Here is a 14,889-nt window from a genome sequence, read left to right on the forward strand (position 1 = left end):
TGACCGCAGCATCCGCCGTAGGCTCGGATGCATGACGCAGCTTCATGATCTGACGGCCCTCGATCAGCAGGCGGCGCTGCGGGCTGGCGAGATCAGCCCGGTCGAGCTGGCCAGCCACTATCTGACGCGAATCGAACGCCTGGATGACGGTCTCGGCGCGTTCGTCGAAGTCACCGCGGAGACGGCACGACAGCGCGCCTCGGTTCTGGCACAGTCAGCACCAGAAGGAACCCTCTGGGGGCTCCCCTTCGCCGACAAGGATCTCGTCCCCCGCGCCGGGGTGCCGACGCGGTTCGGTTCGCGTCTACACGAAAGGTTCGTGCCGGATGTCACGGGCGACCAGGCCGCGGTGCTCGATGAAGCCGGAGGGATCAGCCTCGGCAAGACGAACACACCGGAGTTCGGACTCACCGGCTACACCGAGACCCGCATTGCCCCTCCCGCCCGTGACCCCTGGAATACGGCGAACGGTGCGGGTGGTTCCAGTGGCGGCGCGGCGACCGCGGTGGCCGCAGGACTGCTTCCGTTCGCTCCCGCCTCGGACGGCGGCGGGTCGATCCGCATTCCGGCAGCGACCGTCGGTCTCGTTGGCATCAAGCCCTCGCGTGGTCGGGTGCCTTTCGCATCCGCGCTCGACAGCCCCGGCGGGCTCCCCGTGGCAGGGCCGATCGCACGGACCGTGGCGGATGCTGCACTGCTGCTTGACGTGCAGGTGGGCGGCCGCGACTACGCCTACGCGACCCGCGCACCGGGTGCAGAGTCTTTTCTTGACGCGATCGGACGGGGCGCAGCATCCGCCCGCATCGGGGTGACCTGCGTTTCCCCCTGGGATGAGGACGACAACATCGTGCTGGATGCGGATGCCGCGCGTGCGGTCGATGTCGCCGCTGCCCTTCTCACCGAGAGCGGACACGATGTCGACGCGCTGGACTGGCGGCCGCGCGGATACGCCCGCATGTTCACGACGCTGTGGCGCACGAGCGCCGCCCGCATGGCGCTGACCGACGAACAGCTCACTCGCGTCGAGCCGATCACGGCGTGGCTTGCTCGGGAGGGGCGCGCCCTCACCGGCGCTCAGGTGCTGGACGCACTCGCAGCTGCGACCGTCTTCGAACGCGAGACGATCACTGCGTTCGCTCCGGTGGATGCGGTGCTGACACCTGCGCTTGCCCTCCCCGCACGCCCGATCGGATGGTTTCACCCGACGGATCCGGCCGAGAACTTCTCACAGCAGGTGCGTTACGCGCCGTACAGCAGCTTTGTGAATGTCGCGGGCCTTCCGGCAATCGTCGTGCCCGTCACGCTCGACGCCTCCGGGCATCCCGTCTGCGTGCAGCTCATTGGCCGCCCCGGCGGCGAGGCGACGATCATCGCCCTCGCGGCGGCGTTGGAAGAGCGGGTGGGTCGGATGCCGCGTCCTGCCGTGTGGGATCAGTAAGCGGTGCCCCCACTGCCCCTGCCGTGCGCAGGAACACGATGATCCAGGAGAAGATCAGCACGGCGGCGATCAGCTCGACCGCGGTGAGGTTGTAGTAGCCGACGGCGAAGAACACCCCCAGCATCACGATCACGAGCACGTAGATCCACCCCAGCGCCACGAAGACGCGGGCGATCGTGGGGAGGAACCAGGGCAGTCCGACCACCACGACCGCGAACACGACAGCCATGCCCGTGGCAACCGTATTATGCAGGGCGAAGAACTCGTCAACGGGAAAGATCCCGACACACGCGAGGAAAACCCCCATCAGGATCAGCCCCCCGCGCACGATCCGTCGACCGCGTCGCTGCTCACGCGTGTCTACCGGCAGTCCCGCGGTCGCGTAGCGCGAGATCGTCGTGACCATGATCCCGGCAATCACCAGCGTGCCGTTGAAGGCAACCGCTGACACGTTGGTGCTCATGCCGAGCGCGGAGAGATTGTCCTGCCACCAGTGCGGATCGCTCGCAGCGAGCATGCTCGCGAAAGCGCCCACGACGAGGAAGATGGCGAGCACGAGCGAGAGCGACATCGGCGTCAGGGCAACAGCACTGAGAAAACAGACGTAGGCGGTCAGCGCGAAGGAGACCGCCACGAGGATCGCGCCCGGAAGAGCGAAGACGGGCGCGTCTGTGAAACTCTGCTCGAGAAGCTGTGCGATGCCCAACCACCCGAGATAGGCGACCGCCGCATGGGCGAAGGCGATGGCTGCGAGGTCATACCAACGGAGACGATCGTCCGTATCGGCGAAGCGATCACGTCGAGGCGTCGCATCCGCAGCCTCGTAGTGCGAGCGCATTGCGAATCGGCCGACCACGAACGCGAGCGCCGCGACCGCGGCACCGCCGATGGCGACGAAGGCGCCGAGCGAAGCGGAACCGGTGATTGCCAGTTCACGTCCCCAGAACACCGGCAGGCTCACGACGAAGCCGACGAGGAAGCACACCGCCCCGACGAGGAGCGCTGCTGCCTCGTACATCGCCTCTGCGGTATCGGTGCCAGCGATTCTCTGCACCACGCGCCGCACTCTGAGTTCCATCGTGGCCTCCCGAGCCACAGCATAGAGCTGTGCGACGCGCTCAGGGCGCATCGGCGCGGATACCCTGAGGGAATGACTCAGATCATCTCCGCCCGCGCCGTTCTCCTCGACATGGACGGCACGCTCGTCGATTCGACCGCCGCTGTCGAACGGATCTGGCTGGCCTGGGCCGCCGCGCATGATCTCGACCCCACGCATGTGCTGAGCGTGATCCACGGACGACAGGGCCACGAGAGCATGGCGATCCTGCTCCCGGAGCGCGACCACGCCATCAACTTGACGGAGAATCAGTCGATGCTCGCGAACGAGAGCAACGACGTCGAGGGCGTCGTTGCGATCGCCGGCGCGCAGGCCCTGCTCGCGGCGCTCACACCTCTCCCGCACGCGATCGTCACCTCCGCCGACGTCACGCTCATGAATGCCCGGATGAACCAGGCTCAGCTGGCCGTCCCTGCGCTGGCAATCACCGCAGAGCACGTGACTGCGTCGAAGCCAGACCCAGAAGGTTTCCTACACGCCGCCGCACTGCTCGGATTCGACCCCGCAGACTGCGTCGTGTTTGAGGACTCGGGCGCGGGGATCCGTGCGGGCAAGGCTGCTGGGATGCGTGTGATCGGGGTCGGCCCACACGCCGCAGCGCACGACCCCGACTATGTCGTCGCCGACCTGACCGGAGTCGAAGTGACAGCGAACGAGGAGGGCTTCACGCTCACGCTGCAGTGATGCGCATGCGTCGCACGCCCACGATCTCCGCGATCAGCACCATCAGTACGAAGACGGCCTGCGCGATCGTCCAGCCGAGACCGATCGGCGTCAGCCAGTTTGCGAAGACGGCGGTGGCGATCGATCCGATGACCCAGATCGTGTTGATCGCCATCAACGTGCCGACGAGAGGGAGCGAGAGCGGTCGACCCCGCTGGGTGATGATCAGCAGCACGGTGACGGCCAACAGGATCGTGCCGAGGACGAGAAGCAGCGGCACGGAGGACCCTAAGAGCGTCGACAGCGGCACAGCGGCCGCCACATAGACGAGGCCGTTCACGCCGGTCGCGACGATGTCGGCGCGCAGCACAGTGCGCAGGAAGGAATCGGACGTGCGGGGCTCGGATGCGGTGATCGTGAGGTTCATGCGCCCAGCCTCACCTGCGCGGGTGCGCACGCCGATTACCTGAGAGGTAGTGGATCAGAAGTGCGCAGGAACGCCACAATGAACGCGTGACCCTTGCCGCTCCCGCCGCCGATCTCCCCGCCGGTGAACTGATCCGCTACTGGCGCGGCACGCGACGCCTGAGCCAGATGGCGCTCGCTCACGAGGCCGAGATCTCGCCGCGACACCTGAGTTTCATTGAGACGGGCCGCGCGAATGCGAGCCCCGCGACGATCGATCGCCTCTCGACGGTGCTGGCGCTCACCCTGCGGCAGCGCAACGCGCTCATGCTCGCGGCGGGCTTCGCACCGCAGCATCCCCGCCGCCACTGGAGCGACCCGGAACTGCAGGCGATCCAGCGCTCCCTCTCCGAGATCGTGCACGCGCATCTGCCGTTTCCGGCGCTGATCATGGATGCCCGCGGCGATGTGCTGCTCGCCAACCGCACGCTGCTCGCCCTCGTCGGCGACGGCGCACCCACCGACGGCACGCCCCCGAACGTCTACCGCCTTGCGCTGTTGCCCGGTCCGTTCGCCGATCGCATCGAGAACCGCGACGAGTGGCACGCGACGCTCACCGCCGAGCTCGTCGAGCAGGCCGCCCGCACCGGTGATCCTCAATTGGCCGAACTCGCGCACCAGGCGGTGGCCCGCCAGCCGCGCGCGGCGATCGCACACGACGACACACTGCCGGTCGTTCCGCTCGTGCTGCGCCACGGCGACCGGATGCTGCGCTTCACGAGCATCCGCACGCATCTCAGCGCCCCGCGCGAGGTGCTCAGCTCAGAACTGGCGCTCGAGACCTTCATGCCCCTCGACGACGAGACGCGCGAGGTCCTGGCCGCGCTGAACACAGCGTGAGCCGCACCTCGGTCGCAGAACTGCGCTTCGCTCGCACGAATTCTGCGAGTTCCTGCGAAGCAAGCGCTGTTCTGCGCAGCACGTGCGGGAGTCAGCGTTCGGGCGTGCGGTCGCGAAGCCGCCAGAGCAGCCACATGCTGCACGCGGGGACGATCAGGATCCCCAGAATCAGCGTCGAGAACCACAGATCGTACGACGCGGGCAACAGCGGGTTGACGACAACGCCTTCGAGCTCCGTCGGCCGCTGCGCCACACCCAGAATCCACGAGACAGCGCCGATCACGGCTGTGACACCGAACGGGAGCAGTATCGCCAGCAGCTTCTCCCACGGTCGCCACAGCCGACTCATGGCGACCAGAACGATTCCGACGAGATATCCGACGATCGGCAGGAGGAATCCGCCGAAGGCGAGCACCAGGGCCGCCATGATCGCGAATCCCTTCGAGTTCTCCGTGCCCCGCGGCTCAGCTGGCACATCCAGCCGGAGGGCGTCCCGCTCGACATCGGTCATGCGGTCGCCTCGTCATTTCGGTCCGCGGCGTCTGACGGCTGACGCGTGCGCAGGCCATCGAGGGCGACCGTCAGCACGTCGCGCGCGAGGGCCTCGGCGTCTTCTGGGCCTCCCGGGCGATACCACTCGACGAGCGAGTTGACCATGCCGAAGAGCAGTCGCGTTGCGACGGAGGCATCGACGTCGGCGCGCACGGCGCCATCCGCCTGTGCGGCACGGACGATCTCGGTCACCGCCTGGTCGAACGCGCGTCGACGCTCCAGCGCGCGCCGCTCGACCTCGCTGTTTCCACGGACGCGCAGCAGCAGCGTGACGGCGGGGAGCTGCGCGACCAGCACGCCGACGGCGCCCCGCAGAACCTCGGCCAGGCGATCACCAGCACTGGTCTCCGTGGCATCCGCGAGCACGCCCTCGAGTCCGTCAAGTGCCGCGCCGACCGCAACTTCGAGTACCTCCTCCTTCGAGGAGAAGTGGTGGTAGAGCGCGGCTTTCGACAGCCCCAGGCGCGCGGCGAGCGCGGCCACGGATGTCGCGTCGTATCCCTGCTCGTTGAACAGCGCGACGGCGGCGTGCAGCATCTGCTCGCGGTCATAGCCCGGGCGGCCTCGACGGGCCGGCGCCTCGGTCACCGCATCCGCTTCACTCACGCCCCCAGTGTGTCAGACCGTGGCACGCGGCTCAGGAAAGCCGCGCGGCGGCACGCTCCACGACACCCGCGCGCCGCTCGTGCATGAGCGCCGTCATCATCTCGACCAGCTGCGGATCCGCATCCCGTCGCCGCGGTGACCCCGCATCGAACGGCGGCTGCGGGTCGTACTCGATCTGCAGCTGCACCCGCTTCGCCTCTTGTTCGCCGAAGAGCTCAGCGAGCAGTGTCAACGCGAAGTCGATCCCGCTCGAGACACCGGCGCCCGTGATCACCCGCCCTTCACGGACGACCCGCTCGCTCGTCGGGATCGCGCCGAGTGACGCAAGCAGCGGCAGCGACGCCCAATGTGTCGTCGCCCGCAGCCCCTGCAGCAGTCCCGCGGCTCCGAGCAGGAACGACCCGGTGCAGACGCTCGTCACCCAGCGTGCTCCCTCGGCCTGACGCCGCACGAACTGCAGGACCTCGTCATCGTCCAGCAGGGCGAACGTTCCCTGCCCACCCGGAATGAACAGGATGTCCGCAGGTGGCGCATCGGCGAGGGTGACGGTCGGCACGATCGAGAACCCGGCATCCGTGGGCACGGGATCGAGCGTGCGCCATGCCAGGTGCAGTTCCAGCTGCCCCGACACGGCCAGCACCTGCAGCGGACCGGTGAGGTCGAGCTGCGTGACTCCGGGGAACAGCAGGGCGACGACGCGAAGTGAGGACATGCGCCCATTGTGGTCGAGTGCCCGCCGTTCCGGCGCGACCTCGCGCGGTCACGACACGGCGGCCCGCAGAAGACCGAGCCCGACCGCCCGCGCGATCGGCGCTGTCGACAGCGCCTCACGCACACGCATCGTGCTGATAGTCACCGCGCCCTCGCTCCACCGCACGGTCGCGGTGCTCGTCGCGGCTCCGCGGAGCCAGCCAGAGAAGATCGCCGAGTGCACGATCGCCGGGCGCAGAGGCCCGGGGATGCCGGTGATGACGAGACTGCCCAGCAGGTCTTCGAACGCGATGCCGAGGACAGTGTCACCTGGCACATCCGTGAAGGCTCCGCGACGGTCGAGCCACTCGATGCGGGGCACCCAGTCGCCGTCGCCCGCGCGCGAGGTGAGGCGCGCCGACGGCAGGTAGTCGAAGGCCGCACCGAGCGCACCGGACTCCTCAGCGAGCAGCAGCACGCGTCCACCCGCGGCGGCGTGCGCCCGCGCGTCGTCAGTGAAGGTGCGCACGACAAGGAGGTCGGCGTCAGCACCGACGGGAACGCCCAGAGCATCGAGCCACTGCGCGACAGACTCGTCGCCCGCGCGCACGGCACCGCCGTCCCACTGTGCACCACTCACCACGAGCACGTCGGCAGCATCCCGCGCGATCAGCGTCCCGGCATCGTGCAGTTCGGCGCTCACGAGGTATTGTCCGGATTCAGCGGGCAGGGTGAGGCGCAGCATCCGCTCCTCGCGAAGCGAACCGGCGGGGAACTCTGCGGCGCTCACACCGTCGATACACACGCGCAGCAGCGCACCGTCCGGCATCCCCTGCGGCGCGGGCAGTGTCGTCACCGTCATGCCGAGCTCCTGACCGGTCGCCACACTGTACGCGTCGGGGCGCAGCGCCACGGCGTGCTCACCGTTTGCGAGAGCAAACTCGGCCGTGTACGCCTTAGGGGTGCGGTTCATGTCAAAGAGGCCGTTCGCCTCCCATTGCACATCGCTCAACTGGGTGAGCACATAGCCGCGGATCTCGTCGTGCAGGCGGATGCTGGTGGTCTGGTAGCGGTTCGCCACCAGCTGCGCTCGCTGCAGCTGGCGCACCAGCTCGGGCCACGAACCGAAGACATCCTCGAGGCCCATCGAGCGGAATCGATCCATCAGGCCGGTGCCCTCGGCCGCACCGAACGCCCAGTCGGCACCGAGCGCGAACCACCACGGCTCCGACCCATCGGCTTCGTACTGGTCGAGCGCGTACGGCAGCGCCCAATTGCCGAACTCACTCAGCACAAGGGGCTCCGCGCCCGTGCGCGCAGCGTCACCGTGCGGCGAGAACGTCCAATCGGGACGTCCGGCGAACTCAGCGATCTTGGCATCCCAGACGCGCCTGCTCTCGGGGATGCCTCGGTACACATGGAAGTCGTCGATGTGGGTGCGCAGGTGGAAGTTCGGTTCGCACGCAGAGTTGTCGACGACCAGAGAGCCCGCGGCATGCTGTTCAATATCGTCGAAGACCTCACGCAGCCAGTCACGCTGCGCAGGGCTCGACAGATCAATGCCCCACGACTCGTTCATGATCGTCCAGATCACGATGCTCGGGTGATGCCCGTCGCGCGCGATCAATGAGCGCAGCAGTTCGTGCCCCATGGCCGCCACCTGCGGGGTCCACGTCATCCAGCTCGGAAGCTCAGTCCAGACGAGCATGCCGAGTCGGTCGGCGATCTCGTAGTAGCGAGGATCCGGACGCTTGATGTGCACGCGAAGCATGTTGAAGCCGAGCTCCTTCGTGTGACGCAGCATCCCCTCCCACGCGTCGAAGTCCTCGGACCTCGCACTCGCGCCCGGGTGGTAGTCCTGGTCGAGCACGGCACGCATGTAGATCTCGCGCTCGTTCAGGTAGAAACGTCCGGCCTCAGCACGGAATGTGCGGAACCCGGTCTCACGGTGCACAGCGTCGACGGTCTCGCCCGCCACCTGCACGGCGATCTCGACCGTGTACAGGTGCGGGGCCTCAAGTTCCCAGCGCCGCACAGCGGGCACCGGAACCACGCCCACGAGCGCGCCGTCCTGCACGTCGAGCGTGGCCGTCGCGACGGCGACACCATCGCTCAGCACAGTCGCGGTCGCGCCTTCCGCCGCGGTCACCGTGCCGTCGACGAGGATCGTCGACGTGTCAGCATCAGCTCGCAGAGAGACAGAGCGCACGTGCGCCTCATGCCGCTCCTCAAGCGCCACCGACTGCCAGATGCCGGCGGTCGTGCCGTACCACGACTGCTTTCCGAGCGGATGCTCAAGGAAGCCCGCCTCGGCTTCCGAGCCATACCGAGGCGGGTACGAGACCGTCACCTCCAGAGTGTTCTGGCCATCGACGACGACGTCAGTGACGTCGAACTCGAAGGGCTCCCACGCCCCCACATGCTCCCCGACCACGATGCCGTTCACCCGCACCACGGCGGTGTGATTGACGGCCTCGAAGCGCATGATCAGGCGTCGATCAGACCGCACCGTCACATCGAAAGACCGCTCGAAGCGGACGGTCTCATGCGACTCGCCGAACCCGGCGACCTGCGTGGTCCACGTGCCGGGAACGGAGACGGTGCGGATCCCCGCGTCTCCGGGGAGGTGCAACTTCCAGTCGCCGTCGAGACTGATCATGGCGCGGAGCGCGGTGGACATAAGGCCTTCTTCCAAAACGGATGAGGGGCGGGCCGGGCCGGACCCGCCCCTCGAACAACAGAGCTACGAGGTAGCGGCAGGTATTACTTGAGTTCCTGCGTGACGCGGGCCTGCGCCTCGCTCAGCGCATCGGCGATCGCCTTGTCGCTGAACCAGACCTCATCGAGCTGCGCGTGGATGAGCGACTTGATCGCGGTCCAGTTCTCGATCTGCGGCACGAAGCTGATGCCGGTGAGAGCCGTCTGCGTGTAGTTCGCACGCTCCGGAGCCGCCAGGTAGGCGTCCGACTCGACAACCGAGACACGCGGCGCAATGTGACCGGTCGCGATCGACCAGGCGTCGGTGTTGTCGTACAGGAACTTCGCGAACTCGAGTGCGGCACGGTACTTGACCGGGTCGTCACCCTTCTGACGCGGCATGACCCACATGTGCGACGATGCCCAGGCAGCCGGTGCGTCGAAGACCGTCGGAAGGTCGGTCACTGTGTAGCCGAAGTCGGTCGTCGCGGCGTACTCGTTGATCGCCCAGACACCGTTGAGCAGAATCGCCGACTGCTGGTTCTTCCACTCGTCGATCGAGCCCGCGTAGTCCGCGTTCGTGTGCATGTAGCCGGCGTCAAGCAGCGCGTCGATGAGCTCAAGAGCCTTCGCTGCCGCCTCAGTGTCGACCTCTGCGCTGCCATCGGCCGAGATGACGTCGCTTCCCTGCTGGCGCACCAGCGAGTAGAAGAAGCGCCACGCCATGTCATCGTTGGCGAAGCCCGACGAGAACAGCATGAGGCCGGTCTTGTCCTTGACGTCCTTGCCCATCTGGAGAAGCTCCTCCGGGCTGGTCGGCAGCACGGGGCGACCGTCGGTGCCGATGTAGCCGGCCTTTGCGAGCACATCGGTGTTGACGTGCATCACGAGCGCGTGCGCGTCGAACGGCACAGCGTAGGTCGAGCCGTCCCACATGACGGACTTCTGCGCCTGCTCGGTCGCGTCGGTCATGTCGACCCCGAGCGCCTCGGGGTCGAACGAGAGCAGCTGGTCGCGCTTTGCGTAGTCCGACATCGAGTAGTCGTGCAGGTTGGCGATGTTCGCGGGCTCGCCACCGGCGATCGATGCGTTGAACGCGTCGTAGTACGAGTTCCAGTCGGTGCCGCCAAGGCGCTCGACCGTGATGCCGTACTCGTTCTCAGCGTTGAACTTGTTGGTGAGGATCTGAATCGCCTCACACTCTGTCGTCGCAAGGGCCGGGTCAACGACGCCCTGCGTGCTCTCTTCGCAGTCACCGAACATGCGCGACATCGTGATCGTCGTGCCCTTAAGCTGCTCAGCGGTGACAGCGGTGATCTGGTCTTCGAGCGCCCCGGCGTCTTCGCCGGCGCCGGGACCGGTTCCGGCGCCGCACGCGGTCAGCAGCAGCGCTGCCGCGGTGAGCGAAGCGGCCGCGACTGCGGTTTTGGTCTTTCGCATCTCATTTCCTCTCTGAATGTGGACGAAGCTGTCCGTGGCCGCTGGGTGGCGGCCCAAATCGGCCGAAGCGGCCGAGGGTCTGTGGGTTACTTGCTCCCGGAAGCCATCGAGATGCCTCGGATGAGGTGTTTCTGGAAGAAGATGAAGACGAGCAGCAGGGGCAGCGAGCCGATCAGGCCTCGGGCCATGAGGCTGCCGAGTTCCGTGGCCTGCGCGAAGTTGCCCTGCAGCGACGCGAGTCCGGTCGTGATCGTGAACATCTCGGATTTCGTCGCCGAGACGAGCGGCCAGAGGTAGTCATTCCAGGTCTGCACGAAGGTGAAGATCGCGAGGGCGATCATCGACGGGCGCGCAAGCGGGAGCATGACCGAGAAGAACGTGCGCCATGGCCCTGCGCCGTCGATGCGCGCGGCTTCCTCGACCTCGGCAGGAACCTGCGAGAAGAACTGCGTCATCAGGAACACCCCGAGCGGCGCCGCGATGCGTGGCAAGATCAGCGCCGCGTACGTGTTGTGCATCGAGACATCGCCGATCATCGTGAACAGCGGGATGAACATCGCCTCTTTGGGGATCATGAGGCCCGCGAGGACGCTCGCATAGACGATCGTCTTGCCGCGGAAGGTGAACTTCGCGAACGCGTAGCCCGCCATCGCGCAGAGCAGCACAGTGAGCACGGTGGTCAGGATGCTGACGATGGCGCTGTTCAGGAACCAGCGACTCGTAAGGCCGACGCTGAAGACGCCGAGAAGGTTCTCGAGGGTGAACCCCTGCGGGATCAACGTCTGCGTCTCTTTCGTCAACGCCTTGTTGTCGCTGAGCGACAGCGACAGCATCCACAGCATCGGAATGAGCCACACGAGCGAGGCGATCACCATCGCCAGGTGATACCAGGCGGTCGTGGCGGTGCTGCGGCGAACCCGCGGACGCGTCTTCGCTCCTGGCGTGGTCATGACCATCGTCTGCGTGCTCACTTGCTGTCGTCCTTACCGAGGGTGCGCATCTGGATCACGGAGACGACGAGCATCACCGCGAAGAGGAACAGCGAGACCGCCGAGCCGTACCCGAGTTCGAAGTCGCGGAAGCCTGCTTCGTAGACGTGCTGGATCAGCACGAGCGTCGACGTGCCCGGTCCGCCGCCGGTCATGATGTTGACCTGACCGAAGACCTGGAACGAGGCGATCACCTGCATCACCATGACCAGCAGCACAACGTGCTTGATGCCGGGGAGCGTGATGTTGACGAACTTGCGCCAGGGGCCTGCCCCATCCAGCGATGCCGCCTCGTAGAGCGCGGGATCGACATCCTGCAGGCCCGCTGAGAAGAGCACCAGGTTGAAGCCGACGGTCCACCAGACGGTCGTGACGATGACTGCCGTCATGGCTGTGTTGGGGTTTGCCAGCCACGGGATCGGGTCGATGCCCAGGGGCTCGAGGAGCGCAGCAAGCAGGCCCTGGTTGGGTGACAGGAAGTAGGTCCAGACGAGCGTGACGACCGACACCGGAAGGATGTAGGGCACGAAGAACACCATCTGGTAGATGCGTGCTCCCCGACGGTTTCCCTGCAGGGCGAGCGCCATGACGAGACCGAGAGCAGCGATCAGCGGAGTCGAGATCGCCGTGAACAGGAGAGTGTTCTGCAGCGCGATCCAGAACTCGGGGTCGAACCAGAATCCGCCTTGGGCCGGGTGGAAGCCCAGCGCCACGACAATCGCCAGGATGCCCGCGACGCCCAGGCTGACGCCGAGAGTGAGGCGTCGGCGCAGCAGCGGACGGATGAGCAGAGCGATCGCGCCGGCGAGCAGAATCAGTCGCGGTACAGCGAGGTGCGTCATCGACCACGTGATGTCGTGACCCCAGAGCATCCGCTCGAAGTTGTCGATGCCGATGAAGTCGCGCGTGGCCCCGAGCAGATCCCAGTCGTGCAGGCTCATCCATGTCGCCTGCAGCACCGGGTAGAAGACGAAGATCACGTAGAGAACCATGAACGGCGCGGTGAACGCGATGCCGTACTTGAGCCCGCTGCCCGTGCGTCGCGATGTACGACGCACGCTGCTGCGCTCGATTGAGGGGCTCGCCATGCATTCTCCTTTGCCACGTTGCAAACAACATGACCATTTTTGCCACGTTGCATACTTTCTGTCAAACCATCTGACAGGATGGGATCGAAACGTGACCAGAGGGGGCTGAAATTGGGAGCGAGTATCGTCGACGTGGCGAAGCTGGCAGGCGTCTCTCCACGCACAGTCTCCAACGTCGTCAACGACTTCGTGCACGTGCGAGAAAGCACTCGACAGAAGGTTCTCGCCGCGATCGAAGAGCTCGGCTACCGCCCCAACATCTCGGCACGACGGCTCCGCCAGGGGCGCACCCGCATTCTCGGCTTTGCAGTGCCCGAGCTCTCGCAGCCGTACTTCGCAGAACTGAGCGAGCTCATCGAGATCGCCGCCCAGAAGCGCGGCTACACCGTCATCGCAACCCAGACCGGCGGCATCCGCGAGAACGAGGTGCGCGTGCTGCGCGACCTCAGCTCTCACATCGTCGATGCCCTCGTGTTCTCACCGATGTCCATGGAGAAGGACGAGCTCTACGTCACTCCCCCCAGCGTGCCGACGGTACTGATCGGTGAGCAGATCTCCAGCTCGAAGTACACGAGCATCGCGATCGACAACGAGCGTGCGACGGCCGACATCACCCGACATCTGCTCGACCGCGGACACACGCGTATCGCCACCCTCGGCGCGTACCACTCCGACCTGTACCGCAGCTCGCGACTACGCCTGAGCGGCTACCGCCAGGCGCTCGACGAGGCCGGGGTTGCGTTCGATCCGGAGCTCGTGCTCTACACCGATCGCTTCGGACGCCAGGCTGGCCGCGACGGCATCACCCAGGCGTGGACCTCCGGCATGCGTTTCGATGCCCTCGTCTGTTTCACCGACATGCTCGCTCTGGGCGCGATTCGGGCCTTCGCCGACCTGGGCGTGCGCGTCCCCGAAGACGTCGCAATCACCTCCATCGACGACGTGCTCGAGGCGGAGTTCTCCGTGCCGTCACTGACAACGGTCGCTCCCGACAAGCAGGCGATCGCTGAACAGGCGGTCGAATCGCTGCTCGCCCTGCTCGACGACGACACGCTAGAGCCGGCCAACATCGAGATCGGATACCGGCTCGTGACGCGGGAGAGCTCTGGCGGCTGAGACCGCCGCACCTACGGGCGGGTGAAGTCCTCGAAGATGATCGTCGTGCGGGTCGAGCGCACCGAGGGAATCGCCTGAACGTCTTCGAGCACGATGCGCCGCAGGTCACGCGCATCGCCCGCACGCACCAGCAGAATGACGTCGAAATCGCCGCCCACGAGCGCCATGTGCTCGACCTCGGGAATCTGCTGCAGCCGGTCGCGCACGCTCTGCCAGCTCGCCTGCTCCAGCTGCAGCATCACGTAGGCGGATGCATGGTGCCCCAGCAGCACCGGATCCGTACGCACCGTGTAGCCGGTGATGACGCCGGCGTCGCTGAGCTTCTTGATGCGAGCGTGCGCCCCCGCGCGCGAGATGTGCACCGCGTCGGCGATCGCGGTCATGGAAGAGCGCGCGTCGCGGCGCAGTTCGGCCAGGATGGCCCGGTCGATGTCGTCGATCTCGCTCATGATGCGACCGCCGTTGCAACGCCACGCGCACGACGCGACGCCCAGATCGACAACGCCGCGATCACCGCGAGCAGGGCGGCGATGCCGACGACGTACATCGCCACGCTGCCGTACCCGGCACCGTGCGGATTGAGGAAGCCGTAGGGATACCACCACGGGTTGCCGGTGACCGGGTCTGTGATGAACTCGCCGCGAGCCAGGGTGTAGATGGCCCAGCCGACAGGGAAGATCAGCGCCAGCGTGGCATCCGCCCACCGCAGCGGACGGCGCGCGACATGCAGCACGAGATCCGCCGCGAACACGATCGGCGCGACGACGTGCTTGATCTCGCTCGCCCACACCAGCGTGTCCGGGTCGGGCACGCCGTCATTGCGCAGGAGCAGGTTGTAGACGAGCCCCGTGATGACGACAGCCGATCCGATGCAGAGGAACAGCAGTGACAGCCAGCGCGGTTCGTCGACCCCCGAACGTCCACGCGTCGCGAGCCAGATTCCGCCGATGGCGAGCACCACCGCGCCGGCGACCGTCGAGAGCACCGTGAAGTAGCTGAGATGGTTCGCGAGCGCAGTGACGAGATGGTGGCCCTGCCCTCGCGAGTACTCCACCGTCGCGATGATCTGGGCGACGATCGCGAGCAGCAGGGCCGCAGCGGTCGCGAGGCGCACGATCGCCCAGGCGAGACGCCTGGAGCCGATGTTCGACGAGGTGGGGGGCGGAGTCATCATTGCCTCTCTGAGTG

15 protein-coding genes are annotated in these 14,889 nt (G+C 66.6%); 4 read left to right on the forward strand and 11 right to left on the reverse strand.

Annotated features, from left to right (window positions below; all coding sequences use genetic code 11):
• The first annotated feature begins 31 nt into the window (after positions 1–31).
• Positions 32–1,438 (forward strand): amidase, encoded by a 1,407-nt coding sequence (locus tag JOD62_RS02935; protein ID WP_204937828.1) that lies wholly within the window; start codon positions 32–34, stop codon positions 1,436–1,438.
• On the opposite strand, the gene JOD62_RS02940 is transcribed toward JOD62_RS02935, so the two are convergent.
• Complete coding sequence (locus JOD62_RS02940; RefSeq protein WP_271171601.1) at positions 1,368–2,495, reverse strand: DUF998 domain-containing protein; 1,128 nt, start codon at positions 2,493–2,495, stop codon at positions 1,368–1,370. The two genes, JOD62_RS02935 and JOD62_RS02940, sit on opposite strands and share 71 nt — an antisense overlap.
• 93 nt (positions 2,496–2,588) lie before the next feature.
• On the opposite strand from JOD62_RS02940, the gene JOD62_RS02945 reads away from it, so the two are divergent.
• Positions 2,589–3,239 carry an HAD-IA family hydrolase gene (locus JOD62_RS02945; protein ID WP_204937830.1) on the forward strand — a complete coding sequence of 217 codons (651 nt, stop codon included), beginning with the start codon at positions 2,589–2,591 and terminating at the stop codon, positions 3,237–3,239.
• On the opposite strand, the gene JOD62_RS02950 is transcribed toward JOD62_RS02945, so the two are convergent.
• Positions 3,226–3,645: a hypothetical protein gene (locus JOD62_RS02950; RefSeq protein ID WP_204937831.1), complete on the reverse strand. Its 420-nt coding sequence runs from the start codon at positions 3,643–3,645 to the stop codon at positions 3,226–3,228. The genes JOD62_RS02945 and JOD62_RS02950 overlap by 14 nt on opposite strands.
• Before the next feature lie 86 nt (positions 3,646–3,731).
• Here JOD62_RS02950 and JOD62_RS02955 point away from each other — a divergent pair, with 86 nt between their 5' ends.
• Positions 3,732–4,523, forward strand: coding sequence for a helix-turn-helix domain-containing protein (locus tag JOD62_RS02955; RefSeq protein ID WP_204937832.1), 792 nt, complete (start codon positions 3,732–3,734; stop codon positions 4,521–4,523).
• Between the two features lie 91 nt (positions 4,524–4,614).
• On the opposite strand, the gene JOD62_RS02960 is transcribed toward JOD62_RS02955, so the two are convergent.
• The 7 genes from JOD62_RS02960 to JOD62_RS02990 all read right to left on the reverse strand — a co-directional run bounded on the left by JOD62_RS02960 (position 4,615) and on the right by JOD62_RS02990 (position 12,585).
• Positions 4,615–5,034 carry a hypothetical protein gene (locus JOD62_RS02960; protein ID WP_204937833.1) on the reverse strand — a complete coding sequence of 140 codons (420 nt, stop codon included), beginning with the start codon at positions 5,032–5,034 and terminating at the stop codon, positions 4,615–4,617.
• Positions 5,031–5,612 carry a TetR/AcrR family transcriptional regulator gene (locus JOD62_RS02965; protein ID WP_204940036.1) on the reverse strand — a complete coding sequence of 194 codons (582 nt, stop codon included), beginning with the start codon at positions 5,610–5,612 and terminating at the stop codon, positions 5,031–5,033. The genes JOD62_RS02960 and JOD62_RS02965 overlap by 4 nt, the downstream gene beginning before the upstream one ends.
• A gap of 100 nt (positions 5,613–5,712) precedes the next feature.
• Positions 5,713–6,393, reverse strand: coding sequence for a DJ-1/PfpI family protein (locus JOD62_RS02970; RefSeq protein WP_204937834.1), 681 nt, complete (start codon positions 6,391–6,393; stop codon positions 5,713–5,715).
• A 48-nt stretch (positions 6,394–6,441) separates the two neighbouring features.
• Complete coding sequence (locus JOD62_RS02975) at positions 6,442–9,051, reverse strand: glycoside hydrolase family 2 protein (RefSeq protein ID WP_204937835.1); 2,610 nt, start codon at positions 9,049–9,051, stop codon at positions 6,442–6,444.
• Between the two features lie 83 nt (positions 9,052–9,134).
• On the reverse strand, positions 9,135–10,508 hold the full coding sequence (locus tag JOD62_RS02980; RefSeq protein ID WP_204937836.1) for an extracellular solute-binding protein: 1,374 nt from the start codon (positions 10,506–10,508) through the stop codon (positions 9,135–9,137).
• An 86-nt stretch (positions 10,509–10,594) separates the two neighbouring features.
• Positions 10,595–11,479 (reverse strand): carbohydrate ABC transporter permease, encoded by an 885-nt coding sequence (locus JOD62_RS15060; protein ID WP_204937837.1) that lies wholly within the window; start codon positions 11,477–11,479, stop codon positions 10,595–10,597.
• Entirely contained in the window at positions 11,476–12,585 is a 1,110-nt protein-coding gene (locus tag JOD62_RS02990) for a carbohydrate ABC transporter permease (RefSeq protein ID WP_204937838.1), read from the reverse strand. Before JOD62_RS02990 ends, JOD62_RS15060 begins: the two co-directional genes overlap by 4 nt.
• A 132-nt stretch (positions 12,586–12,717) precedes the next feature.
• Here JOD62_RS02990 and JOD62_RS02995 point away from each other — a divergent pair, with 132 nt between their 5' ends.
• Positions 12,718–13,701 carry a LacI family DNA-binding transcriptional regulator gene (locus JOD62_RS02995; protein ID WP_204937839.1) on the forward strand — a complete coding sequence of 328 codons (984 nt, stop codon included), beginning with the start codon at positions 12,718–12,720 and terminating at the stop codon, positions 13,699–13,701.
• 11 nt (positions 13,702–13,712) lie between these two features.
• On the opposite strand, the gene JOD62_RS03000 is transcribed toward JOD62_RS02995, so the two are convergent.
• A complete protein-coding gene (locus JOD62_RS03000) occupies positions 13,713–14,150 on the reverse strand; it encodes an Lrp/AsnC family transcriptional regulator (RefSeq protein WP_204937840.1) in 438 nt (145 codons plus the stop codon).
• Positions 14,147–14,872, reverse strand: coding sequence for a Pr6Pr family membrane protein (locus JOD62_RS03005; protein ID WP_204937841.1), 726 nt, complete (start codon positions 14,870–14,872; stop codon positions 14,147–14,149). The genes JOD62_RS03000 and JOD62_RS03005 overlap by 4 nt, the downstream gene beginning before the upstream one ends.
• Positions 14,873–14,889: the final 17 nt, after the last annotated feature.

The sequence above is a fragment of the Microbacterium keratanolyticum genome (assembly GCF_016907255.1).
GTDB classification, from domain to species: Bacteria; Actinomycetota; Actinomycetes; order Actinomycetales; family Microbacteriaceae; genus Microbacterium; species Microbacterium keratanolyticum.